Here is a 23903-nt window from a genome sequence, read left to right as displayed (position 1 = left end):
AAGTCCTTTCGGCTTCGAATATAGCGGGCACGCCCGAAAGGGAAAGCTCAGCCGTCGGTGCCCAGCAGCGCCTCACGCGAAAGCGAGAAGCCAGAGGCGATCCAGCGGCGTTCCAGTTCCTTCAGTTTCGCGCCAAGGGCCGGTCCCTGATGCTTGGGCATCAGGTCGGCGGCGGTCACGGGGAAGCGCTGCGCGGCACCGAATGCGACCCTGTTCCGGCTGGATTCGGGAATTTCCTGCCCCAGAGAGGCGCAGCGGATCAGCAGCGCATCGCGGCCGGTCTCGGCCCCGTAACGATAGCCCAGTTCGGCGTCGGAACCCGGATCGCCCAAAGCCTCGCGCAGACGCTCCAGCCGCCGGGCCTCGGCTTTCGAAAGCCGCAGCCGGTCAGCAGGGTCTTCGCCGCCCAGACAGGCGAGACGGCGCAGCGGATCGGCCGGAACAGAGCCTTCCAGATGCACGAGCGGCGCCAGAAACCGCGCCTCGGCCCCGGGCAGAACCTGCGCCAGCACACCGCTTGCCGCCATCGCCGCCACGGCCGGGGCGGGATCGGGGGCAGAGAGCAGCTTGCGCATCTCATGGCCGATGCGTTCGCGCGAAAGCGTCTCTATTCCGGCTGAAAACGCGGCGCAGGCGGCCAAACCTTCGGCATCCATCCCCTGGTCCGGGTCGCCATACCAGGCGGTGAAGCGAAAGAACCGCAGGATGCGCAGGTAATCCTCGGTGATACGCTGCGCCGGATCGCCGACAAAGCGCAGCCGCCGCGCGGAAAGATCGGCCAGCCCCTCACCCAACGGGTCAATCACGGTGCCATCCGCCCGCGCATAAAGCGCGTTCATGGTGAAATCCCGCCGCGCCGCATCTTCGCGCAGATCGGTCGAGAAGGCCACGATGGCATGACGGCCAAAGGTCTCGACATCGCGGCGAAAGGTGGTGACCTCGTGGCCGACGTGATCGGCGACCACCGTCACCGTGCCATGCTCGATCCCCGTCGGCACCGGCTTCAGCCCGGCGGCTTTTGCCAGCGCCATCACCCGTTCGGGCGGCGCATCGGTGGCGATGTCGATATCGGAAACCGGCTGGAACAGAGCCGCATTGCGCACGCAGCCGCCGACCAGAAGCGCCTGATGCCCGCCGTCCGACAGCATCGCCAGCACCTTTTGCACATGGCCCGCCGTCAGCCAGTCGCCCGTGATCTTCATCGGCCCATCCGGTCGGTCAGCGCCCGCAGCATCCGCGCGGTGGCGCCCCAGATGTAATGCGGGCCAAAGGGCGCCACATAATAGCGCCGCATCCCGCCGCGCCAGTGGCGGCTTTCGACCCTGAACCGGCCCGAAACCAGATGCGAAAAGGGAATGGTGAAGACCGCCTCGACCTCGGACGGGTCCGGGCGCGGGGTGAAGGGCGCCCTCAGCCGCGCCAGAACCGGGGTGACCAGAAAGCCCGTCACCGTCTCATGCGGATCAAGCGTGCCAAGGATCTCGACAGTGCCGCGCGGCAGGCCGATTTCCTCCTCGGCCTCGCGCAGCGCCGCCGCCACCGGGCCCGCGTCGCCCGGCTCGACCTTGCCGCCCGGAAAGGCGATCTGCCCCGGATGGTGGCGCAGATGCGAGGCGCGCTTGGTCAGGTAAAGCCGCAGCCCCGCGGGCGTCTCTTCGAAGACCAGCAGGACCCCCGCAGGCCGCAGCACGCGGCCCTCGGGCAGCACCGTCCCGGGGTTCAGGTCGAAATCCGACGACGGCCGCCCCGGCCTTGCCAGAGCGGCAAGGAGGGGCGCGAAGCCGTCAGCCATCCGCCGCCTCTTTCGGGCTGCCATCGGGGTTCTTCACCGCCTCGAAGCCCAGCGTCAGCGGATCGAACACGTAATGCGCCCCGCAGAACTGGCAATCGGCGGTCACCGTGCCCTCGGCGGTGGTCATGTGGCGCAGATCGCGGGCGGAATAGATCGACAGGCTGGTGCGCACCCGATCGGCCGAGCAGGTGCAGCCGAACCGCACCGGCACCGGATCATAGACCCGCGGCACTTCCTCGTTGAAGAGCCGCACCAGCAGGTTCGTCAACCCGACCGAGGGGCCGATCAGCTCCATCGTCTCGACCGTATCGAGCAGCACATTGGCCCGGGTCCAGTTCTCGTCCTCGGCCCCGGCCAGAATGTCGGCATGGCGCAGCAGACCGCCCTCGCCCGAGCCTTCGCGCGCGGCAATGGGCGAGGAGGGCATCATCTGCAGCATCACGCCACCGGCCCGCCAGCGTTCGGCCTGACCGGCCTCGGTCGAGCGGCCATAGGCGAGCTGGAACCGGGTCGGCAGCTGTTCGGACTGGGCAAAATAGGTCTCGGCACAGGCCGAAAGCGCGCCACCGGCGAGCGGCGTCATGCCCTGATAGGGCAGCGTCCCCTCGCCCTGATCGATCATCACCGCCAGATAGCCCTCGCCGATCTGGCCGAAGGGATCGGCGTCTTCCTCCAGCCGGGCCGGGTCGAAACTGGCCCAGGCGCGGATGCGGGCGGGGCCGCCCTCGGTCTCGGGGGCGTAATAATCGGTGGCCAGAATCCGGATCGGCCCCTTGCCGCGCACCTGCAGCGAGAGCTTCCAGCGCAGTTTCATCGTCTGCCCGATCAGCGCCGTGAGCAGGGCGATCTCCGCCACCAGCCCCTCGACCACGGCCGGGTAATCGTGCTGGCGCAGCACGTCTTCCAGCACGCCATCCAGGCGGGCGATGCGGCCGCGCACATCCGAGCGGTCAAGTTGGAACGGCAGGACGGTATCGTCCCAAGCGATTTGCGAAAGCGGTGTCATCTGGTTCCCGGGGGTTTTCGAGCAGCCCTTGGGCTGGCATACCGTGCCTATATAGGCGGGGCAACCGGTTCCCCCAACAGAGGATGTGCGAAAATGCGGCGGTTTGGCGAACAGGTGGTGGCGGGGCAGCGCTACAGGCTGCGGCCGGGGGCCTATGCGGTGCTGATGCGGGGCGACCGTTTCCTGCTGACGCATCAGGCCGAGCCGAAGCCCGAATTCCAGCTGCCCGGCGGCGGCATCGATCCGGGCGAGGGCGCGCTGACGGCGCTGAACCGCGAGGTGTTCGAGGAGACGGGCTGGTCGATCACCGGGCATCGGCGGCTGGGGGCCTATCGGCGCTTCACCTACATGCCGGAATACGACCGCTGGGCGGAAAAGGTCTGCCACATCTATCTGGCGCGGCCCGCGCTGCGCCGCGGCCCGCCGAGCGAACCCGGCCATACCGCCTTCTGGATGTCGGGCGCCGAGGCGCTGGCCGCGCTGAGCAATTCCGGCGACCGGCACTTTATGGCGAAAGTTCTGCGAAATCTGGGCTGAGTGTTGCGAAAACACAGCAATAACGGGCTTCTGCAAGCCAAATCTGTTCAGGCCGTCTGAGTTATCGCTAGTCATTGTGTCAATTTTGAGGTATTCGAAATACAGCAGTTAGAAGCCGGCCAAAAGAGCCGGGTCATGTTCGAGGCGGAGCAGTATAATGGTGAAGTCTGTCGACTTTGCCGTCCGTGATACTATGGGCGGTATTTCCCGTGGCTTTGTCGCCGGAGAAGGCGCAAGCGATTTCGTTCAGGTTGGGGCTGGCGACGAGATTTCGCTGAACCTGAGCAAGACCAGCATCCTGAAATATATGCGGGACGGCGACGACCTCCAGATCATTCTGGTCGACGGGCGCACCATCACCTTGTCCGGGTTCTATCCCGCACATGGCGAACTTTACATCTCTTCGGACGGGGAACTGACCGCGGTGGCGCTTGAAGAGGGCGGCAACGGGGTGATCTATGCCGATTACGGCACCCCCGAAGTGATGGGGAAATGGAGCCCGAACGAACAGCTGGCCTTCCTGGACGGCGATGACGTCCTGGGCCCGGCCGGGGATGATGTCACCGGCATGGCCAATTTTGCCCCGGCCGCGCTGGCACTCGGCCCGCTGGGCTGGGCTGCGGCCGGTCTGGCCGGCCTGGGTCTGTCCGGCGGCGGCGACAGCGGTCCGACCGATCCCACCAGCCCCACGGACCCGACCGATCCCACGGATCCGACCGATCCCACGGACCCGACGGACCCGACCGATCCTACGGACCCGACCGATCCCACGGATCCGACCGATCCCACGGACCCGACCGATCCCACGGATCCGACCGATCCCACGGACCCGACCGATCCCACGGACCCGACCGATCCGACCGAGCCCACGCATCCGACGCCCACCGTCGATGAGCGCGATCCGGCGACGCTGACCACCAACACCGAAGCCTCGGCGACGGTGTCGGGCACCGGCGAAACCGGCTCGACCGTGGTGGTGACGCTGGGCGGCGAAACCATGACGGCCACCGTCGGCGCCAGCGGCACCTGGTCGGTGACCTTCACCGGCTCGACCTTCCCGGCGGATGGCGATTATTCCTCGAGCGTGGTGGTCACCGCGCCCGGCGGCGCCGTCTACAATCTTGACGGCCCCGATTACCTGATCGACATGACCCGTCCGCCGGTGGCGATCACCGAAGGCGCGCAATCGACCGGCGACATCGAAAACGCCAGCGAACATGCCGATGGCATCACCATCCGCGGCACCAGCGAGCCCGGGGCGACGATCCGTGTCGTCATCGACGGCCATGAACAGACCACCACCGTCGGCGGCGACGGCGGCTGGAACGTGACCTTCCCGACCTCCGACCTGCCGGAGGGCACCTATACCAAGGGCATGCTGGTCACCGCGACCGACATCCACGGCAACGTCACCACCCTGACCGACACGCTGGCGGTGGATACCGAAACCAGTGTCCGCTTCGATGCCAATCTGGCGGGCGGGGATGATCTGGTGAACCAGGCCGAACGCGCCGCGGGCGATCTGGTGCTGACCGGCACGGCCGAGGCCGGGGCCACGGTGCTGGTGCAGTTCGGCACCGGCTCGCGCAGCGTGACCGCCGATGCGCAGGGCCGCTGGAGCGCCGCCTTCAGCGCGGGCGAATATGCTGCGGGCACCTATACCGGCGAGGCCACGGTCACCGCGACCGACCTTGCGGGCAATACCGCGACGCAGACGCATCTGATCGATGTCGACACCGAAGTCTCGCCGCTGTCGCACTGGACCGACACCCCCGGCACCGACGGCGTGGTGAACGGCGCCGAGGCCGCGGGAGGACTTCTGATCGAGGGCACCGTCGAGGCCGGATCGGTCGTCACCGTGCAGCTGGCCTCGGGCCGGATCGTCCTCGCCTCGGTGAATTCGGACGGCAGCTGGTCGGCGCAGATCCCGGCCTCGGACCTGCCGACGACCGAGACGAACAACCTGCAGCTGACGGTGAACGCCACCGATCCCTATGGCAACACCGCGACCCAGACCAGTCTGATCGATGTCGATCCGCTGGTGCGCAACTTCCATGCCTTCAGCACGGTGACGAACGACAACGTGGTGAACCGGTCCGAGGCGCAGACGGGCTTTGCGATCTCGGGCACGGTCGAACCCGGGGCGACGGTCGCGGTGACGCTGGAAAACGGCGCCGTCCGCACCGTCACCGCCCAGGGCGACGGGACCTGGACCGCGGTTTTCACCGCGGCCGACCTGCCGGGCGGCTCGGGCGCGATGAGCTACACGGCCGTGGCCACCGATGCGGCGCAGAACACCGCGACGACCTCGGGCAGCTTCAGCTATGATCTGGTGACGCCGGATGCGCCGGTGATCGGCGATGTCACCAATAACGGCAACGGCACCCGCGGCCTTTACGCCGATGTCAGCGAGGGAGATCACTACGTGATCGAAACCGTCGCGGCGGATGGCACCGTCACCCTGATGCGCGACAGCGAGCCGATGAGCACGCCGAGCGAGGACGAATACTATTCGTTCAACCGGGTGCCGGATGGGCAGTTCCTTGTCGTCACCGACAGCGATACCGCCGGAAACGAGATGTCGACCCTGCTGGTCGTCAGCCCGAACGGCAGCGTGACGATGGATCTGGACAACAGCGGGCTGAGCCGGTTCGACTTCGGCTCGATCGACCTGCATCACGCCTCGGTCGATCTGACGATCACCGCCGAGCAGCTGCAATCGCTGACCGGCGGCGACAATGACCTGATCGTGCGCGGCGATGCCAACGACCGGGTCACCGCGCTGGGCGCCACCGACACCGGCGCGACGGCGTCGATCGACGGGCACAGCTACAGCATCTACACGCTGGGAGACGAGGGACACCGCATCCTGATCGACGACTCGATCACCAACGTCACGATCTGACGGTGCCCCGATGACCCGGAACGGCAGCTTCGCGCCGCTTTTCCGGGCCCTCCCCGTGGCCCGGATGTCGGCGGCGGCACTGATTGCGATGATGGCGAGCGGCTGTATGGAGGGGACCCCCTTCCCCACCGGCCGCTCGGCCTTCTCTCCTGCGACGGCCACGCTGGTCGCGGGCAAGTCCGGAACGACGGTCGACACCTCGGCGATCATCGCCGAGCTGGCGGGCCGGGTGTCGGTGCTGCCCGGGTCGGGCCCCTATGCGCAGGTGGCCGAGGCGGTGCTGCGCGATGCCAAGGGCTCTGCCAAGGCGGAGCTGCGGGTGGCGCGGCTGACGGCGCAGGCGACCTCGAAGAACTGGCTGCCGCGGATCGGGCCCAGCCTCAGCCTGACGCGGCTGGGCGATCTGGCGGCCGAGCTGCTGATCAACCAGACCCTGTGGGACAATGGCGCGAAACGGGCCGAGCGCGAGGCGGCGGCGGCCGATGTCGAAGTGGCGGCGGTCTCGCTTTCGGCCGAGATGAACGACACCGTGGCCGAGGGGCTGAAGGCCTATGTCAATGCGCTGAAGGCGCGCGAACAGGCGGCGGTGGCGGATCGTTCGGTGGCGAAACTGGGCGATTTCAACGAGATCATGCAGATCCGCGTCGAAGGCGGGCTGTCGGATGGCACCGAGGCCCGGGTGCTGGCGCAAAAGCTCTCCGAGATGCAGGCGACGGCGCAGGCCGATCGCGACACGGCGGCGGCGGCGATGGCGCAGCTGCGCGCGATGACCTCGGCGCCGCTCGACGGGCTTGCCGGGATGAACGACCTGGCCCTGCCCGAGCCCCTGCCCGGGGCGCTTTCGGTGACGAAATCGCGCGCCGAGGCGGAACGGGCCGAGGCCGAGGCGCGGATCAACCGCGCCGGTCATCTGCCGAAGCTGGGCGCCGAGGCCCGCACCGGCAGCGGCGACAGCGACATCGGCCTGACGCTCGGCATCGACCAGATGCTGGGCTTCGGCACGAAAGCGCAGCTGGAAGCGGTCGAGGCCACGCGCGAGGCCGCCGCGGCCCGGGTGGCGCGGACCGAACAGACCGAGGCGCAGGACGTGGCGGCGCTGCGCGCCAAGATCGCCGCGCTGGAAGCGCGCGAGGCCCGCGACGGCGCGGTGGTGGCGGAGACCGCCGCCGGGCTGGAGATGTTCACCGAGCAATACAAGATGGGGCGGCGGTCGCTGATGGATCTCGTGAGCATGTATGAAAGCCATGCGCAGATGGCCCATGCGCAGGCCGGGCTGAAGTATGACATCGCGCTGATAAAGCTGGAAATCGCGCGCAAACACGGGATATTGGTGGACGGCAGAAATATCTGAAACGGTGCGGAAGCTTGGCAGACCGGGTGATAGCCTTCGATCTGAATGCGGCCCGTGTCAGCGGGGCGTCCGATGGCGTCTTGCCCAAAGCCGTGCCCGCCACGCCCAGCGCGCCCAAGGCCCCCGGACGGGCGCGGGCGCGGGCGGAACTGGCCTCGGCCTATGCCGCGCTTCTGGGCGCGCAGGTGCCCGCCGCCGACATTCTGGAACAGATGCTTCTGGCCGTCGGCGAGGCCACCGCCGCGGTCACCGGCGCCGAGGCGGATGAGGTTCAGCCCGAACATATCGCCGCGGTGCTGCGGGTGGCGGGGATGACCGCCACGGTCGAGCAGATCGCCCGGCTCTCGCCCGGGCAATGGCCGGCGCTGGCGCAGATGACCTCGGGGCAGCTCGTGCTGGTGATCAAGCAGGAAGCCGAGCTGCTGTTCGTTTATGACAAGACCTGCCCCGATCAGCGCGCCGAGGTGGCTCTGGCCGAATTCGCGCCGTTCTTTTCGGGCCGGATCATCCGCGCCCGCACCTCGCTGCGCCAGCTGGAAAGCCGCCACGCCCCCGACACCGCGCCCGAACACTGGTTCTGGGGTGCCTTCAAGGCGCAGCGCCGCGCCTTTGTCGAAGTGGCTCTGGGCTCGCTGTTTGCCAATATCCTGGCCGTCGCGGTCTCGATGTTCTCGATGCAGGTCTATGACCGCGTCATTCCGCACAAGTCCGAGGCGACGCTCTGGGTGCTGGCGCTGGGCGCGCTGCTGGCGCTGGTGCTGGAAATGGCGCTGAAACTGGCGCGCTCGGGGCTGATGGATCTGGCCGGTCGCAAGATCGAGCTGACGGTGCAGGGCCTGCTGATGGACCGGCTTCTGGGGATGAAGGCGGCGCCCGGGCGGCGCTCGCCCAGCCAGCTGTTTTCCGCGATGCGGGAATTTTCCTCGGTGCGGGAGTTCTTTACCGCCTCGACCATCGGCACGATCGCCGACATCCCCTTCATCTTCATCTTTCTGGCCCTTGTCGCCTCGATCGGCGGCAATCTGGTCTGGGTGCTGCTGGCGGGCGCCATCCTGATGGTGGTGCCCGGCTTCCTGCTGCAGGGCAAGATGATGAAGATCACGCAATCGACGCAGGGTGCCTCGGCCCGGGCGGCGAAGCTTCTGCACGAGGCGATCTATGAACATGAAACCGTCGCCACCCAGCGCGGCGCCGACCGGTTCAAGCGGGTCTGGGAAGAGCTGACGACGCTTTCGGCGGTGAAATCCTCGGAAAGCCGCAAGCTCGCCTCGGCCCTGACCTACTGGGCGCAGATGATGCAGCAGGCGACCTATGTGACCGCGGTGATGGTCGGCGCCTACATGGTCTTCGAGGGCGAATTCACCGTGGGCGCGATCATCGCCATCGGGCTTCTGACCTCGCGCACGCTGGCGCCGCTGACGCAGCTGGCGGGAACGATGGCGCGCTGGGCCAATGTGAAGGCGGCGCTGCAGGGCCTTGAAGAAATCGCCGGGGCCGATCAGGTGCAGGCCGCCAGCCGCAGCTATCTGCGCGCCGAACGGATCGAGGGCGAATACGAGCTGCGCGGGCTGGAGTTCAAATACGACCCCGAGGCCTCGGCGACGGTGGACATTGCTGCGCTGCGCATTCCGCCCGGACAAAGGGTCGCCATTCTGGGCTCGAACGGCTCTGGCAAGTCGACGCTGCTGAAGCTGCTCGCGGGGGTTTACGAACCGACGGCCGGGCGGATCCTGCTGGATGGCGTCGATCTGGGCCAGCTGCATCCGCGCGATCTGCGCCGGGCCGTGGGGTATCTTTCGCAGGACGTGCGGCTGTTTTCCGGCACCTTGCGCGACAACCTGAACCTGACGCAGCTGGAACGCGACGAGGACAGGCTTTACCGGGCGCTCGATTTTGCCGGGCTGGGGCCGTTCCTGCGCGGCCATCCGAAGGGCCTTGATCTGCCGATCCGCGACGGCGGCGAGGGGCTTTCGGTGGGCCAGCGGCAGTCGATCGGCTGGGCGCGGCTCTGGCTGCAGGATCCGACGGTGGTGATCCTTGATGAACCCACCGCGGCGCTGGACACCACGCTGGAAACGACGCTGGTCAGCCGGCTGGAGACCTGGCTGGACGGGCGCACGGCGATCATCGCGACGCATCGGGTGCCGATCCTGGCGCTGACCGCGCGGACGCTGATCTTGCAGAACGGCCGGATGGCGGTCGATGGCCCGCGCGATGCGGTGCTGGCGCATCTGACCAAGGCGAAGGCCGCGGGGGGGCCGAAATGAGCACCGTCGATCCTTCGGCGGTGACCACGGCGGCGCGGCGGATGAGCTGGACGATCTGGCTGATCGGCCTGTCGATCCTGGCCTTTCTGGTCTGGTCCGCCTATGCCCGCATCGACCAGATCGTGCGCGGCCCCGGAGAGATCGTCTCCTCCTCGAAGCCGCAGATCATCCAGAACCTGGAAGGCGGGATTCTGGCGGAGCTGAATGTCTCCGAGGGCGACGAGGTGTCCCCCGGCACGGTGCTGGGGCGGCTGCACGAGACCTCGTACCGGACCCAGGTCGATGATCTGAAGGCGCAGATCGCGGCGCTGGAAATCCGGCAGCTGCGGCTCGAGGCCGAGATGAACGGGCTGGACGAATTCGTGCCGAGCGAGGAACAGGATCGGCTGGTCCCCGAGATCGTGAAATCGGAAAGCGCGCTGCTGCTGGCGCGGCTGAGCGATTATGCCTCGCGCAAGAAGGGGGCGGCGGCGATCCTGAAACAGGCCAAGGCGGAACGGGACATGCTGGAAAAGATGTTCGAACGCGATGTGGCGCCGCTGATCGAGGTGACCAAGGCGCGCAAGGCCTATTCCGATGCCGAGGCGCAGCTGAACGACATCACCACCAAGGCGGAGCTGGACCGCGCCTCGGATTATTCCGAAACGCTGGAAAAGCTGGGCACCTTGCGCCAGCAGCTGAAACTGTCGGAAGACCAGCTGACGCGGACCACGCTGACCTCGCCGATGCACGGGATCGTCAACAAGCTGTCGGTGACGACGATCGGCGGCGTCGTGCGGCCGGGCGAGGAGATTCTGGAGATCATTCCGCTGGACGAGGAACTGTTCATCGACGCCCGGATCGCGCCAAAGGACATCGCCAACGTGAAGCTGGGTCAGGCGGCGACGATCAAGCTGTCGGCTTATGATTACACGATTTACGGCAGCCTGCAGGGCGCGGTGCATTTCGTTTCGGCCGACACGTTCAAGGACGAACAGAAGCCCGATGCCGAGCCCTATTACAAGGTCACGCTGCGGGTCGATCTGGCGCGGCTGACCGAACGGCAGCGCCGTCTTGAAATCCGGCCGGGGATGCAGGCGACGGTGGAGCTTTACACCGGCGAAAAGACCGTGCTGCAATATCTGCTCAAGCCGCTTTACAAATCGCGCGAGGCGCTGCGCGAGCCTTAACCGACGTTTTCCTTGGCGCCGTTGAATTCAAAGAGCACCGCCGAGACATCGTCGGCCAGGTTGTCCGAGGTCATGCGCTGCAATTCCCAGTAAAGCGCATCCAGAAAGGCCGGGCCGCGCAGCAGGTTCAGCCGCTTGAGCAGCATGGCAAGCCCCTCCTCGCCGATCTGCGGCCGACGCGGCGGTTCCGCCTCGGTGATGCCGTCGGAACCAAGGAACAGCCGGTCCCCTGGCGCAAGCCGGGTGGTGACGGTTTCGTAGCTCGCCCCCTCGATCAGCCCGACGGGCAGGCCGCCGTCGCCCAGAAATTCCACCGACCCATCGGCGCGCAGCACCGCCGGATGCGGATGGCCCGCCTGCACCAGTGCGACCTTGCCGGAAATCAGGTCGACATCGGCATAGATCAGGGTGAAATAGCTGTCGGTCTGCATTTCCTCGAGCACGAGCGTGTTCAGATAGGCGGCCAGATCGGCCGGATCACGGCCGTCGTAAAAGCCGAATTCGGTCTGGATCAGGGCGATGTTCTGCTCGGGCGAGGTGCCCGACAGATAGCCCGCCAGCCGCGCCGTCATCAGCGCCGAGGTGATGCCATGCCCCGAGACGTCGATGCCATAAAGCCCGACACGGCGGATGTTGATCGGAAAGAAGCCCACCAGATCGCCGCCGACATGGCCCGAGGGCCGCAGCGTCAGCGACACCTGCGCATTGCCGAAGCTGCGGTGGCGTTCCTTGACCAGAGATTGCTGCAGCTTGCAGGCCTCGACCAGATCGCGGTTGATCGAATCGTAAAGCGACTGCAACTCGCCCAGCGCAAGGGAAAGCTGCCGGTTCTTCTCCTTCATCGCATGTTCCATGGTGAGGATGCGCTCGCCCGCCATCAGCCGGGCCCGCAGCTCGTCGCCATTCACCGGCTTGGCCAGAAAATCATCGGCGCCGCTTTGCAGCCCCTCGGCCACGTCATGCTTTTCCGTCTTCGAGGTCAGAAGGATGAAATAGCCGTAACCCTCGCGCGGCATGGCGCGGAACTGCTGGCAGAATTCGATCCCCGACATGCCGGGCATCATCCAGTCGGAGAGCACGAAATCGGGCTCGATCCGGCCGCAGATGTCCAAAGCCTCTTCCGCCGTGCCCGCCTCCAGCACCTCGTAGCCCGACCGCGAGAGCAGCGCGGACAGGATGCGACGCTGCATCTTGCTGTCGTCCACGACCAGAACCCGGCGCGGCACGGGGGCAGGCTCGGAAGTTGAGGTCGGATCTGAACGGTCTGAAATGGGATCTGTCACGGGCTCACCGGAACTGCGCAGCCCGCACTCTGCGCGATCGACCTTAAGAACAGGTGAATCGCCGTAATCCTGATCGGAGGTTAAAGCTTCCGCAAGAAATGGCCCGTAGCCTTTGGCTGTGGTGAGAAAAGGGCTCTGTGGAGGGAACTATGATCGATTGGGAACGGGTCGCCGAGTTGCGATCCGAAATCGGCGCCGAAGGGTTCGCCGAAGTGCTCGAACTGTTTCTCGACGAGGTCGAGAGCGTGGTGATGAATCTGGGCCGCAAGCCGGACAAGCTGGGGGACGAGCTGCATTTCCTCAAGGGCTCGGCCTGGAATCTGGGCTTTCGCGACTTCGGCGCGATCTGTCAGGACGGCGAACGCCGCTGCGCCGCGGGCAATGCAGCGACGGTGGACATTCCCGCCGTGCTCGACTGTTACGGCCGCTCGAAGGAGATCTTCATGGGCCGGGTCGACGAATTCCTGTCCGCCGCCTGAGGCTCAGATCAGGAATTCGGCGATCGCGGAATCGTCGGTGATGTCGCGGTAATCAAAGCCCGCGGCATCCAGTTTCTGCGTCAGCGCATCGAAAGCGCCCGCCTGCTTCGTCTCGATGCCGATCAGCACCGAGCCGAAGTTGCGGGCGGATTTCTTCAGATATTCGAACCGCGCGATGTCATCCTCGGGGCCCAGCATCGACAGGAATTCGCGCAGCGCCCCCGGCCGCTGCGGCATCCGCAGGATGAAGTATTTCTTCAGCCCGGAATAGCGCTGCGCCCGTTCCTTGACCTCGGGCAGCCGCTCGAAATCGAAATTCCCGCCCGAGGTCACGCAGACGACGGTCTTGCCGCGGATCTGTTCGGCCAGTTCCGGCAGCACGTTCAGCGACAGCGCCCCGGCCGGTTCCAGCACGATCCCCTCGTGGTTCAGCATTTCCAGCATCGTCAGACAGATCCGGTCCTCGGGCGCCAGCAGGATCTCTCCGGGGGTCACCCAGTCCAGCGCCGCAAGCGGCAGGGCCCCGATCCGCGCCACCGCCGCGCCATCGACAAAACTGTTCACCTGCTTGAGCGTCACCGGCGCCCCCGCCTTGACCGCCGCGGTCAGGCTGGCCCCGCCCAGGGGCTCGACGAAGCGATAGCCGGTCTGCGGCGCCGTCGCGCGCAGATAGCCCGTCACCCCCGCCGCCAGACCGCCGCCGCCCACCGGCAGGATGACCAGATCGGGCGCCCGGCCCAGCTGATCCAGGATCTCGACCCCCACCGAGGCCTGACCCTCGATCACGTTCTCGTCATCGAAGGGCGAGAGGAAATGCGCCCCCGCCTCGGCGCAGAATTTCTGCGAGGCCGCCAGCGTCTGGTCGAAATAATCGCCGGTCAGCACGATCTCGACCGCGTCGCCGCCAAAGGTGCGGGTCTTGTCGATCTTTTGCTGCGGCGTCGTCACCGGCATGAAGATCGTCCCCCGCACGCCGAAATGACGGCAGGCAAAGGCCACGCCCTGCGCATGGTTGCCCGCGCTGGCACAGACGAACTGCCGCGCCTCGGGGGTCAGCTCCAGCAGCTTGCGCATCGCGGTAAAGGCGCCGCGCAGCTTGTAGCTGCGCACCGGCGTCAGATCCTCGCGCTTGAGCCAGATCTCGGCCTCGTAGCGTTTGGACAGGAACTCGTTGCGCTGCAAAGGCGTCGGCTCGAAGAGCGTGCGCAGGGCGCGGGTGGCGGCAAGGGCGGCAAGGGCAAATTGGGTCATGGTTCGATTAGACCCGTCCTTCGGGCTTTGGCAAGCGCCGAGCGACAGGATTGCCCCCGGACCGGCCAGGGCTGGCGCCGAAACGAACCGTTTCCAGATTGGCGATTTGCGCAAAATTGCGTCCAAGAGTCACATTTTCGCCGCAACCGCGACACTGCCGGGACGACGGAACGGCAGAGCCTGCCCCTGCTCATCTTGGGGGTGTGCGATGCGGATTGCTTTCACCAGACGAGTCGAGTCCGGCTTCGCCCTGCTCGACACGAATATCGAACGGCTCGAAATCGTCGCGACGGCTTCGGGCACCTTCCTTTACAGCATGACCGGCAGCAATGGCGGCATTCTGGCCTGGCAGATCGGGGCACAGGCCGTGCCGACGGTCGCCGACAGTTTCTACTTCCCCGGCAGCCTGACCGGGATGGCGACACTGGATCTGTCCTGGGCGACCTTCAACGGCTACACGCGGGTCATCTTCGGCGTCACCCAGGGCGGCGATCTGCTCAGCTCGAACAGCGCGACCGCCGGGGATCTGGGGCGGCAGACGACGATCCGGCTGGACGATGCCCGCAGCCCCTGGCTGCAGAACGGGCTGCTGACCGCGGAACTTGCCGGCGGGGCCGACATGATCTATGTCGCCGATGCGATCAGCGGCGCGTTGAACGGCTATGCGATCGACGCCGACGGCATCCCGCGCTGGGTCTCGGCCACCGCCAGCCCGGCGGGCGGCCTCATCCTCGGGCAGGTGCTGCTCGAGATGGTCTCGGTGGCCGGACAGGACTTCCTGCTGCGCGCCGATTGCGGCTTTGACGGCGTGGCCAGCTATCGCGTCGGCGCCAACGGGGCGCTGGTGCAGGTCGGCGTGCTGGGGGCCTCGAACGGGCTCGGCGTGAACGACCCCACCGTGATGACCACGGTCACCGCTTTCGGCAAGACCTTCGTGCTGCTGGGCGCCGCGGGCAGCGGCACGATCTCGGTGATGGAACTGACCGCGACCGGCAGCCTGCGCCCGACCGATCACCTGCTCGACACGCTCGACAGCCGCTTCGGCACGATCACCGCGCTGGAAGCGGTCGTCGTGCAGGGCCGGGTCTTCGTGCTGGCCGGGGGCGGCGATGACGGGCTGACCCTGTTCACGCTGTTGCCCGACGGGCGGCTGGTGCATCTGCAGACGCTAGAACAGGGCCCGGGGCTTGGCCTGCAGGACGTCACTTCGGTGGCGATGGCCGTCGTCGGCACCGAGTTGCGGATCTTCGTCGCCTCGGGGGCCGAACCCGGGCTGAGCCTGTTGCGCATCGATCTGGCCGCGCTGGGCGTGACGGTGACCGGCGCCGCCAGCGGCAGCCTGCGCCGCGACGGTTCGGCGCTGGATGATCTGCTGGTGGCGAACACCACCGGCCGGGACACGCTGATGGGCCTCGCGGGCGAGGATGTGCTGGTCTCGGGCCCGGGCAGCACGGTGATGTTCGGCGGCGCGGGCAACGACACTTTCGTGATCCGCAGTTCCGAAACCCGGCATTACGTGATGGATTACAGCCCCGGCGACCGCATCGATCTGGGCGGGCTGCCGATGCTGCGATCGACCGCGCAGCTGATCGCGACCCCCACCGACCGCGGCCTGCTGCTGTCCTTTGGCGGCACCGAGATCGAGATCGTCTCGGCGACCGGACGGCCGCTGGCGCTGAGCGACCTCTGGTCCGGGCTGAGCTTCGGCCTGCCCGACCGGCTGCTGGTGCTGGGCGAGGTGCGGGGCGAACGGATCGTGGCCGACAGTCTTGGCGGCGGGCTCTCGGGCACGATCGGCCGCGATACCCTGATCGGCAGCAACCGGGCCGACACGATCCGCGGCCTCGAGTCGAGCGACATGATCCAGGGCGGTGGCGGCAATGACGTGATCTTCGGCGACCGCGGCAATGACACGATCGCCGGCAATGACGGCGACGATTCCCTGATCGGCGGCGAGGGCGCGAACCGGATGAACGGCGGCACGGGCAATGACACGCTGACCGGCGGCGAGGATTTCGACGTGCTCAACGGCGCGGCGGGCGCCGATTCCCTGGTCGGCAATGGCGGCAACGACACGCTTTTGGGCGATATCGGCCGGGACACGCTGCTGGGCGGGGCGGGCAATGATGTTCTGAACAGCGGCGGCGACGACGATCTGCTTTCGGGCGGCGAGGGCGAGGATGTCCTTGGCGGCGGCGCGGGCAATGACACGCTTTTGGGCGATGCGGGCAACGACACGCTGCGCGGCGATGCGGGCAACGACCGGATCGAGGGCGGGGCCGGTCTCAATGTGCTGAGCGGCGGCGCAGGCGCCGACACGCTTCTGGGCGGCGCGGGCAACGACACGCTTTACGGCGGATCGGAAACCGGCACGCCCGAGGATCTGGCCGACAGCCTGTCAGGCGGCGGCGGCAATGACGCGCTCTCGGGCGGGGCCGGGGCCGACACCCTGCGCGGCGGCAGCCACAACGACACGCTGCGCGGCGGCAGCGGGGCCGATCTGCTCGATGGCGGCGACGGCGACGACTGGCTGTTCGGCGAAGGCGGCAACGACCTGATGACCGGCGGGGCGGGCAAGGATGCCTTCCTGCATGACGGCAGCCTGGGCGCGGGCACCGACTGGATCTCGGATTATTCCGCCGAAGACCGGCTGGTCTTCAACAATGGCTCGGCGCGGATCAGCGATTTCGGGCTGCGCTGGGTCGATCTGGGCGGCAGTGCCGAGGCGCGCGACGTGCAGATCATCTATCGCCCCACCGGCGCCGCGGTCTGGACGGTGGTCGATGCCGAAAGCCTGCAGCGGCTGGCGATCCAGATCGGCGCCGAAACGCATTACCTGCTGGTCTGAGGGCAGCGCTTGCGACAGGCCGGGTGACTTTGTCGCAAGCAATTGTTAAGGAGACGCGGAACCCCTGTTGCAACGAGGACCGCGATGTTCGTCGAAGACACGCCGCTTGCCGGTGTCAAGCTGATCACCCCCCGCCGCTTCGGCGATCACCGGGGCTTCTTTTCCGAAAGCTATTCGGCCAAGGCTTTGGCCGAGCACGGGATCGACACCGTTTTCGTGCAGGACAACCATTCGCTGTCGATGACCGTGGGCACGATCCGCGGCCTGCATTTCCAGAACCCGCCGCATGCCCAGGACAAGCTGGTGCGCTGCGGCAAGGGCTGCCTCTTTGATGTCGCGGTCGACATCCGCAAGGGCTCGCCCACCTACGGGCAGTGGTTCGGCGCCGAGCTGAGCTTTGAAAACGGCCGCCAGCTTCTGGTGCCCAAGGGCTTCGCGCATGGCTTCGTCACCCGCGCGCCGGAAACCGAGATCATCTACAAATGCTCGGACTATTATCACCCGGAAACCGAGGGCGCGCTGATCTGGAACGACCCCGACATCGGCATCGACTGGGGCATGGGCGATCTGGAGCCGGTTCTGTCGGCCAAGGATGCGGTCGCGGGCCGGATCGCCGATTTCGACAGCGCTTTCAGCTGGCAGGGCTGAGCCGAGACCGACAGGATTGCAAAGGCCGGTTGTCCTTTGCAATCTGCGCAAGTAAGCCTGTTTCAAACCAGAAGAAATGGAATTTGCCATGAAGATTCTCGTGACCGGGGGGGCAGGGTTCATCGGCTCCGCGGTGGTGCGTCTGGCGATCGCGCGCGGTCATGCGGTGGTCAATGTCGATGCCCTGACCTATGCCGCCTGTCTGGACAACGTGGCCTCGGTCGCCGGCTCGCCGCTTTATGCCTTCGAGCAGGCCGACATCCGCGACGGCGCCGCCATCCTGGCCATTCTGGACCGCCATCAGCCCGATGCGGTGATGCATCTGGCCGCCGAAAGCCATGTCGACCGCTCGATCGACGGGCCGGGCGTCTTCATCGAGACGAATGTGATGGGCACCTATCAGATGCTGCAGGCCGCCCGGCAGCATTGGGAAGGCCGCGGCCGTCCCGGGACCTTCCGCTTCCATCACATCTCCACCGACGAGGTCTTCGGGTCCCTGCCGCATGATCCGCAGGTCAAGTTCACCGAGGACACGCCCTATGATCCGCGCAGCCCCTATTCGGCCTCGAAGGCGGGCTCGGATCATCTGGTCCGCGCCTGGCACGAGACCTATGGCCTGCCGGTGCTGCTGACCAATTGCTCGAACAATTACGGGCCGTTCCATTTCCCGGAAAAGCTGATCCCGGTGATCATCCTGAACGCGCTGGCGGGCAAGGCGCTGCCGATCTATGGCGACGGCTCGAACATCCGCGACTGGCTTTATGTCGAGGATCACGCCGATGCGCTTCTGACCGTGGTCGAAAAGGGCGCGGTCGGGCGCAGCTACAACATCGGCGGCGAGAACGAGCGCACCAACCTTGAGCTGGTCCGTACGCTCTGCGAGATCCTCGACCGCAAGCGGCCGAAGGCCTCGGGCAGCTATGCCGATCAGATCACCTTCGTCACCGACCGCCCCGGCCATGACGCCCGTTATGCGATCGATCCGACGCGGATCCGCACCGAACTGGGCTGGCGGCCCTCGGTCACCGTCGAAGAGGGGCTGGAACGCACCGTCGACTGGTATCTGGCCAACGAAAGCTGGTGGCGGGCGCTGCAGAACCGCGAGGGCGTCGGCCAGCGACTGGGGGTCAAGGGGTGAACCAGGCGGGAACGGGCACGCTCTGGCTGCATGTCGGCACCCACAAGACCGGGACGACATCGATCCAGCGGGCGCTGAAACTTTCGGCCGCCCGTCTGCGGGCGGCGGGGGTTGCGGTTTTTCCCGAAGCGAATGCCTGGACCCTGGCCAACACCTTCCTGCGCCCCGAGATCCGCTCGACGCCGCGGATGTCCTATGGCGATCCGCTGCCCGATCTGGCCCGGCTTGCCGCGGTTCCCGCAAAGATCGCGGCCGCGCGCGGAACCGCCCCGGAGATGGTCATCAGCAGCGAGGAATTCTGCCTGCTGCGCACGCCGCTTGAAGCCTTTGCGCTGAAATCCGCGCTGGCCCCGACCTTCGCGCGGATCGTGCCGCTGATCACGCTGCGCAATCCGGACGACTGGCGGGCCGCGCGCGCCGATCAGCTGCGCAAGACCGGGTGCTGGGAAGCCCAGAAGGCGCTGCCCGACGATCAAAGCACCGATGGTGCCTGGTATTACGACTCCGCGGCGATCCTGGCCTTCTGGCAGGGGATCGGCACGCCGGTGGTGCTGGATTACGACCGGATCTGCGCCGAAGAGGGCGACATCCTGCCCGCCTTCGCGCGGGCGATCGGTCAACCGGGCCTGTTCGACGGGCTCGACTTGCGTATCAACACTCGGGTCAGGGGCTGAAAATGAAGGTTCTCGTGTTTGGTCGGACGGGTCAGGTCGCGACAGAATTGCAACGCCAGCTGCCACAGGCCCGGTTTCTGGGACGCGAGCAGGCCGATCTTGCCGATCCCGAAGCCTGCGCGGCCGCGATCCGGGACAGCGACGCCGAGGCGGTGATCAATGCCGCCGCCTGGACCGCGGTGGACAAGGCCGAGACCGAGGAAGCCGCGGCGACGGTGGTGAACGGCGCGGCCCCCGCGGCGATGGCGCGGGCCTGTGCCGCCCGGGGCATCCCCTTCCTGCATGTCTCGACCGATTACGTCTTTTCCGGCGCGGGCAGCGCGCCCTGGGTCGAGACCGATCCGGTGGCGCCGCAAAATGCCTATGGCCGCAGCAAGCTGGCCGGGGAACAGGGCGTCCGGGCGGCGGGGGGCGCTGCGGCGATCCTGCGCACCTCCTGGGTGTTTTCCGCGCATGGGGCGAATTTCGTGAAAACCATGCTGCGGCTGAGCGAGAGCCGCGACGCGCTGAACGTGGTCGAGGACCAGATCGGCGGTCCGACGCCCGCGGCCGATATCGCGGCGGCGCTGATCGTTGATGGCGCGGAAGATGGCCGCCGGACAAGCCCGGCGGCACCTATCATTTCGGCGGCAAGCCCCTGGGTCAGCTGGGCCGATTTCGCCCGCGAGATCTTTGCGCTTGCGGGGCGCAAGGTGGCGGTGACGGGCATTCCGACCGCGGCCTATCCGACCCCCGCGCTGCGCCCGCTCAACAGCCGGATGGACTGCGCGGCGCTGGCCCGCGATTTCGGCATCGCCGCGCCCGACTGGCAGGCGGGTCTTTCCAAGGTTTTGAAAGAACTGGAGATTTGACATGACGACACGCAAGGGCATCATTCTGGCCGGGGGCTCGGGCACGCGGCTTTACCCGATCACCATCGGCGTCTCGAAGCAGCTTCTGCCGATCTATGACAAGCCGATGGTCTATTATCCGCTCTCGGTGCTGATGCTCGCGGGCATCCGCGAGATCGCGATCATCACCACGCCGATCGATCAGGAGCAGTTCAAGCGCACCTTGGGCGACGGCTCGCAATGGGGTCTCAGCCTGACCTATATCGCGCAGCCCTCGCCCGACGGGCTGGCGCAGGCCTATCTTCTGGCCGAGGAGTTTCTGGACGGCGCCCCCTCGGCGATGGTGCTGGGCGACAACATCTTTTTCGGCCACGGGCTTTCGGCGCTGCTGGCCGAGGCCGATGCCCATGCGACCGGCGGAACCGTCTTCGGCTATCGCGTCGCCGATCCGGAGCGCTATGGCGTGGTGGATTTCGACACCGAGGGCAAGGTCCGCGCGATCATCGAGAAACCGCCGGTGCCGCCGTCGAATTTCGCGGTGACAGGGCTTTATTTCCTTGATGGCAGCGCCCCCGAACGCGCCCGCAAGGTCACCCCCTCGGCACGGGGCGAGCTGGAAATCGTCACGCTGCTGGAAATGTATCTGGCCGAGGGCAGCCTGCGCGTCTGTCCGATGGGCCGCGGCTATGCCTGGCTGGACACCGGCACGCATGGCAGCCTGCTGGATGCGGGCAATTTCGTCCGCACGCTGGAAAAACGGCAGGGCCTGCAGACCGGCAGCCCGGACGAGATCGCCTTTGAACGTGGCTGGATCGATGCCGAGGGCCTGCGCGCCCGGGCGAAGCTCTTTGGCAAGAACGATTACGGCGATTACCTGCGCAAGCTGCTGGAAGGGTAAGGCGGCGGTGGCCTCGGTCACGATCCTGATGGCGACCTGGAACGGCGCGGCGCGGCTGGTGCCGCAGCTGGACAGTTTCGCCGCGCAAAGCCTTGTGCCCGCAAGGCTGATCGTCAGCGACGACGGCTCGACCGATGCGACGGTGGAGGTGCTGTCGGGCTGGGCCGCCGCCCATCCCGGGATCGCCGTGACATTGCTGGCCGGGCCGCGGGCCGGGGCGGCGCAGAATTTCCTGTCGCTGCTGCGGCTGCCGGTCGAAACCGATCTGCGGGCGATTTCCGATCAGGACGATGTCTGGCTGCCCGAAAAGCTGCAGGTGGCGGCGGCGGCGCTGGCGCAGGGGCCGACGGATCAGCCCGCGATGTATTGCGGCCGGTCCTTCGAGGTGAACGAGGATCTGACCGGGCATCGGCTGTCGCGCGGCGCGCCCCGACCCGCCGCCTTTGCGCATGCGCTGGTGCAGAACATCGCGGGCGGCAATACGATGGTGCTCAACCGCGCCGGGGCCGAGGCGATCCGCGCCGCCGCGCTGCGCACCACCGATACGGTGATCCATGACTGGTGGATCTATCAGGTGATCACCGGCATCGGCGGCCGGGTGATCTTCGACGACACGCCGCATCTGCTGTATCGTCAGCACGAGAGCAACGTGATCGGCGCGAACCGCGGCGCGCTGGCAACGCTGGTCCGGGCGCATATGCTGGTGACGGGGCGGTTTTCCGACTGGTGCAAACGCAACATCGCCGCGCTGCGGGCGATCGAGGATCTGCTGACGCCGGAAAACCGCGCCCTTCTGGCGGCCTTTGAACGCGCCCGCAGCCTGCCGCCGCTGCAAAGCCTGGCCGCGATCCGCCGCGCGGGATTTTACCGGCAAGGCCTGCGCGGGCAGCTGTCGCTTTATGCCGGGGCGCTGCTGCGGCGGCTTTAGACCCAGGGGCCGATGGCGATCAGATCGGCCTTGAACACATCGGCATTGGCCGCGCCGCCCAGCCGCACGACATGAATGCCCGTCGCCGCCGTGGCGTCCAGATCGCCGACGCCGCCCGCGCAAAGACGCCGGTCCTGGGTCAGCCCGACCGGCGCCACGCCGCGGCAGGTCACCACCGGCGCGGCCGAAAACACCTTGGGATAGGTCCAGCTGACATCGGCGGTCCGGTAGGGCGCGGCAAAGGACCCCGCGCCCTGCGCGATGATCGACCCGAGCGGGCGCTGCGCGAAACAGATCTGCGTGCCGTCGGCAAAGCGGATGTATTCGCCGTTCGCCGTCGTGCCGCGTTCCAGCACCGCCCCCGTCGGCACGCCCGCGCTTTGTGCCACCGTGCCGAGCAGATTGCCCGGCCCGTAGCCCCAATCCGCCCGCATCAACCGCCCCGCCGTGACATCGGTCCGCGATTGCTGCACAGCGAGACCCGAGGCAAGCCCCGTCGCCCCGGCAAAGCTGAACGCCGTCTTCCAGGCCGTGCCATCGGCGCTGACCTTGATCGCGAAACTGTCGCTGCCCGTCGTGCCCATCTCGGCCCGGCCCGACCAGGAGGTCTGGAACAGCAGGCTTGCGGTATCGGTGGGCAGGGCCTTGTTGATCTTCAGCTGATGGCCCGCGCCCGCATGGCTGAGCAGCGTCGCCGCGGCCTGGACGGCAAGCCGGTTCGTGGTGTCATGCGTGGTGTTGATGCCCAGCCCGGGCAGGTTGTCGGTCGCGACCGGAGCGGGCCCCCAGAGGCTGCCGTCGAAAATCAAAAGCGCCCCGTCCGACAGATCCCGCGCCGTCCAGCCCGGCTGCGGCTGCGCAAACAGCCAGCCGCTGCCGGTCCAAAGCGCCACCGCCCCGTCCTGCCCGGTCCAGGCCGCCGCCCCGCCGGGGGCGACGATGTGGCGGTCGCCGGTCTGCGGCGAGGCGGGCGGCGCCGTCCGCACCCGGTCCAGCACGGCCAGCTGCACGATCGCATCGAGCAGGCTCAGCGCCTCGTTGTGGGTGACGTGCTTTTGCGCCTGCGACGGCAGGATGAGGGGCAGCCCCAGCAGCGGGGTTTGGTCGGCCATGGGTGATCTCCGCGGGTGATGAACCGCCCCAGATTTCCCGCGAGAGGGTTAAGATGCCCGCAGACCGGCGCACGCCCGGGGGGGCGGATCCGCAACGGCCCTCAGACGCCGCCGGGCGTGCGGGCGGCATTGCGCTGCATCGCCTTCTGGTAATGCTCGATCGCCTGGCCGACCTCGGGGTAGTAATAAAGCTGCCCGCCCTCCAGATAGACCCCCGAGGCGCAAAGCCGCTTGAGTTCCCCGAACTGGTGCGAGACGATGATCGCGCTTGAGGTCTTCAGCCGTTCCTGCATGAAGGATTGGCACTTCGCCTTGAACGAGCTGTCGCCGACCGACATCACCTCGTCGATCAGATAGGTGTCGAAGGGCACGGCCATCGACATGGCAAAGGCCAGCCGGGACCGCATCCCCGAGGAATAGGTCCGCGTCGGCAGGTGGAAATGCTGCCCCAGATCGGCGAAGTCGCGGCAGAACCGGATCGCCTCGTCGGTGTCGATGCCATAGACGCGGGCGATGAAGCGCACGTTCTGCGCCCCGGTCAGATCGCCGTGAAAGCTGCCCGCAAAGCCGATCGGCCAGGACACCGACCCGTCCGAAAGCACTTCGCCGCTGTCCGGCTCGACCGTGCCCGCGATCATGCTGAGCATGGTGGATTTGCCCGCGCCGTTGCCGCCCAAAAGCGCCACCGCCTCGCCCGTCGGAAAGACGAAGTTGATGTCGCGCGCCACTGTCTTCGACACCCCGTTCAGCCGGAAGGTCTTGTTCAGGTTCCGCAGCTCGATCATCG

At 67.0% G+C, this 23903-nt stretch carries 20 protein-coding genes; 13 read left to right on the top strand and 7 right to left on the bottom strand.

What is annotated here, in order from left to right:
* Positions 1-47: 47 nt before the first annotated feature.
* From RCAP_RS00985 to hslO, 3 genes are read right to left on the bottom strand one after another with little or no spacing between them, the layout of a single operon-like run.
* On the bottom strand, positions 48-1202 hold the full coding sequence (locus tag RCAP_RS00985; protein WP_013065936.1) for a CCA tRNA nucleotidyltransferase: 1155 nt from the start codon (positions 1200-1202) through the stop codon (positions 48-50).
* The gene (locus tag RCAP_RS00980) at positions 1199-1792 is read right to left on the bottom strand and encodes an NUDIX hydrolase (protein ID WP_013065935.1); all 594 of its coding nucleotides are present in this window, start codon (positions 1790-1792) and stop codon (positions 1199-1201) included. Before RCAP_RS00980 ends, RCAP_RS00985 begins: the two co-directional genes overlap by 4 nt.
* On the bottom strand, positions 1785-2798 hold the full coding sequence (gene hslO / locus RCAP_RS00975) for an Hsp33 family molecular chaperone HslO (protein ID WP_013065934.1): 1014 nt from the start codon (positions 2796-2798) through the stop codon (positions 1785-1787). The genes RCAP_RS00980 and hslO overlap by 8 nt, the downstream gene beginning before the upstream one ends.
* 93 nt (positions 2799-2891) lie before the next feature.
* On the opposite strand from hslO, the gene RCAP_RS00970 reads away from it, so the two are divergent.
* From RCAP_RS00970 to RCAP_RS00950, 5 genes are all read left to right on the top strand, one after another.
* Complete coding sequence (locus RCAP_RS00970) at positions 2892-3335, top strand: NUDIX domain-containing protein (RefSeq protein ID WP_013065933.1); 444 nt, start codon at positions 2892-2894, stop codon at positions 3333-3335.
* A 193-nt stretch (positions 3336-3528) separates the two neighbouring features.
* Positions 3529-6240 carry an Ig-like domain-containing protein gene (locus RCAP_RS19120; RefSeq protein WP_050759919.1) on the top strand — a complete coding sequence of 904 codons (2712 nt, stop codon included), beginning with the start codon at positions 3529-3531 and terminating at the stop codon, positions 6238-6240.
* A 10-nt stretch (positions 6241-6250) separates the two neighbouring features.
* Positions 6251-7591, top strand: coding sequence for a TolC family protein (locus RCAP_RS00960; protein WP_013065931.1), 1341 nt, complete (start codon positions 6251-6253; stop codon positions 7589-7591).
* A 26-nt stretch (positions 7592-7617) separates the two neighbouring features.
* Positions 7618-9858, top strand: coding sequence for an ATP-binding cassette domain-containing protein (locus RCAP_RS00955; RefSeq protein ID WP_037090944.1), 2241 nt, complete (start codon positions 7618-7620; stop codon positions 9856-9858).
* Entirely contained in the window at positions 9855-11027 is a 1173-nt protein-coding gene (locus RCAP_RS00950; protein ID WP_013065929.1) for an HlyD family type I secretion periplasmic adaptor subunit, read from the top strand. Before RCAP_RS00955 ends, RCAP_RS00950 begins: the two co-directional genes overlap by 4 nt.
* Here the strand turns inward: RCAP_RS00950 and RCAP_RS00945 are convergent.
* Positions 11024-12253: a PP2C family protein-serine/threonine phosphatase gene (locus RCAP_RS00945; RefSeq protein ID WP_013065928.1), complete on the bottom strand. Its 1230-nt coding sequence runs from the start codon at positions 12251-12253 to the stop codon at positions 11024-11026. The two genes, RCAP_RS00950 and RCAP_RS00945, sit on opposite strands and share 4 nt — an antisense overlap.
* Positions 12254-12459: 206 nt before the next feature.
* Here RCAP_RS00945 and RCAP_RS00940 point away from each other — a divergent pair, with 206 nt between their 5' ends.
* Entirely contained in the window at positions 12460-12789 is a 330-nt protein-coding gene (locus RCAP_RS00940) for an Hpt domain-containing protein (RefSeq protein WP_013065927.1), read from the top strand.
* Between the two features lie 3 nt (positions 12790-12792).
* On the opposite strand, the gene ilvA is transcribed toward RCAP_RS00940, so the two are convergent.
* On the bottom strand, positions 12793-14040 hold the full coding sequence (gene ilvA / locus RCAP_RS00935; RefSeq protein WP_013065926.1) for a threonine ammonia-lyase IlvA: 1248 nt from the start codon (positions 14038-14040) through the stop codon (positions 12793-12795).
* A 208-nt stretch (positions 14041-14248) separates the two neighbouring features.
* Between ilvA and RCAP_RS18235 the strand changes: the two genes are divergently transcribed.
* The 7 genes from RCAP_RS18235 (at position 14249) to RCAP_RS00900 (ending at position 22004) form a co-directional block, all read left to right on the top strand.
* The gene (locus RCAP_RS18235; protein ID WP_013065925.1) at positions 14249-16888 is read left to right on the top strand and encodes a calcium-binding protein; all 2640 of its coding nucleotides are present in this window, start codon (positions 14249-14251) and stop codon (positions 16886-16888) included.
* Positions 16889-16972: 84 nt separating this feature from the next.
* Complete coding sequence (gene rfbC, locus RCAP_RS00925; protein ID WP_013065924.1) at positions 16973-17536, top strand: dTDP-4-dehydrorhamnose 3,5-epimerase; 564 nt, start codon at positions 16973-16975, stop codon at positions 17534-17536.
* Between the two features lie 88 nt (positions 17537-17624).
* The gene (gene rfbB / locus RCAP_RS00920) at positions 17625-18674 is read left to right on the top strand and encodes a dTDP-glucose 4,6-dehydratase (RefSeq protein ID WP_031320771.1); all 1050 of its coding nucleotides are present in this window, start codon (positions 17625-17627) and stop codon (positions 18672-18674) included.
* The gene (locus RCAP_RS00915; RefSeq protein WP_013065922.1) at positions 18671-19348 is read left to right on the top strand and encodes a hypothetical protein; all 678 of its coding nucleotides are present in this window, start codon (positions 18671-18673) and stop codon (positions 19346-19348) included. The genes rfbB and RCAP_RS00915 overlap by 4 nt, the downstream gene beginning before the upstream one ends.
* A 2-nt stretch (positions 19349-19350) precedes the next feature.
* The gene (rfbD, locus tag RCAP_RS00910) at positions 19351-20199 is read left to right on the top strand and encodes a dTDP-4-dehydrorhamnose reductase (RefSeq protein ID WP_013065921.1); all 849 of its coding nucleotides are present in this window, start codon (positions 19351-19353) and stop codon (positions 20197-20199) included.
* Between the two features lies 1 nt (position 20200).
* Complete coding sequence (rfbA, locus tag RCAP_RS00905) at positions 20201-21076, top strand: glucose-1-phosphate thymidylyltransferase RfbA (RefSeq protein WP_013065920.1); 876 nt, start codon at positions 20201-20203, stop codon at positions 21074-21076.
* Positions 21077-21083: 7 nt separating this feature from the next.
* Positions 21084-22004 carry a glycosyltransferase gene (locus tag RCAP_RS00900; protein ID WP_013065919.1) on the top strand — a complete coding sequence of 307 codons (921 nt, stop codon included), beginning with the start codon at positions 21084-21086 and terminating at the stop codon, positions 22002-22004.
* Here RCAP_RS00900 and RCAP_RS00895 read toward each other — a convergent pair.
* Positions 22001-23116 carry a DUF2793 domain-containing protein gene (locus RCAP_RS00895; RefSeq protein WP_013065918.1) on the bottom strand — a complete coding sequence of 372 codons (1116 nt, stop codon included), beginning with the start codon at positions 23114-23116 and terminating at the stop codon, positions 22001-22003. The two genes, RCAP_RS00900 and RCAP_RS00895, sit on opposite strands and share 4 nt — an antisense overlap.
* 101 nt (positions 23117-23217) lie before the next feature.
* Complete coding sequence (locus tag RCAP_RS00890) at positions 23218-23901, bottom strand: ABC transporter ATP-binding protein (protein ID WP_013065917.1); 684 nt, start codon at positions 23899-23901, stop codon at positions 23218-23220.
* Positions 23902-23903: the final 2 nt, after the last annotated feature.

Origin of the sequence: Rhodobacter capsulatus SB 1003, from assembly GCF_000021865.1 — a bacterium.
GTDB lineage: Bacteria > Pseudomonadota > Alphaproteobacteria > Rhodobacterales > Rhodobacteraceae > Rhodobacter > Rhodobacter capsulatus_B.
The sequence above is the reverse complement of the archived record's forward strand: the minus strand, read 5'-3'. Positions and strand labels throughout refer to the sequence as shown.

Coding starts and splice junctions, on each gene's coding strand:
- RCAP_RS00985 (WP_013065936.1), bottom strand. CDS start 1,202: ATGAAGATCACGGGCGACTGGCTGACGGCGGGCCATGTGCAAAAGGTG.
- RCAP_RS00980 (WP_013065935.1), bottom strand. CDS start 1,792: ATGGCTGACGGCTTCGCGCCCCTCCTTGCCGCTCTGGCAAGGCCGGGG.
- hslO (WP_013065934.1), bottom strand. CDS start 2,798: ATGACACCGCTTTCGCAAATCGCTTGGGACGATACCGTCCTGCCGTTC.
- RCAP_RS00970 (WP_013065933.1), top strand. CDS start 2,892: ATGCGGCGGTTTGGCGAACAGGTGGTGGCGGGGCAGCGCTACAGGCTG.
- RCAP_RS19120 (WP_050759919.1), top strand. CDS start 3,529: ATGGGCGGTATTTCCCGTGGCTTTGTCGCCGGAGAAGGCGCAAGCGAT.
- RCAP_RS00960 (WP_013065931.1), top strand. CDS start 6,251: ATGACCCGGAACGGCAGCTTCGCGCCGCTTTTCCGGGCCCTCCCCGTG.
- RCAP_RS00950 (WP_013065929.1), top strand. CDS start 9,855: ATGAGCACCGTCGATCCTTCGGCGGTGACCACGGCGGCGCGGCGGATG.
- RCAP_RS00940 (WP_013065927.1), top strand. CDS start 12,460: ATGATCGATTGGGAACGGGTCGCCGAGTTGCGATCCGAAATCGGCGCC.
- ilvA (WP_013065926.1), bottom strand. CDS start 14,040: ATGACCCAATTTGCCCTTGCCGCCCTTGCCGCCACCCGCGCCCTGCGC.
- RCAP_RS18235 (WP_013065925.1), top strand. CDS start 14,249: ATGCGGATTGCTTTCACCAGACGAGTCGAGTCCGGCTTCGCCCTGCTC.
- rfbC (WP_013065924.1), top strand. CDS start 16,973: ATGTTCGTCGAAGACACGCCGCTTGCCGGTGTCAAGCTGATCACCCCC.
- rfbB (WP_031320771.1), top strand. CDS start 17,625: ATGAAGATTCTCGTGACCGGGGGGGCAGGGTTCATCGGCTCCGCGGTG.
- rfbD (WP_013065921.1), top strand. CDS start 19,351: ATGAAGGTTCTCGTGTTTGGTCGGACGGGTCAGGTCGCGACAGAATTG.
- rfbA (WP_013065920.1), top strand. CDS start 20,201: ATGACGACACGCAAGGGCATCATTCTGGCCGGGGGCTCGGGCACGCGG.
- RCAP_RS00895 (WP_013065918.1), bottom strand. CDS start 23,116: ATGGCCGACCAAACCCCGCTGCTGGGGCTGCCCCTCATCCTGCCGTCG.
- RCAP_RS00890 (WP_013065917.1), bottom strand. CDS start 23,901: ATGATCGAGCTGCGGAACCTGAACAAGACCTTCCGGCTGAACGGGGTG.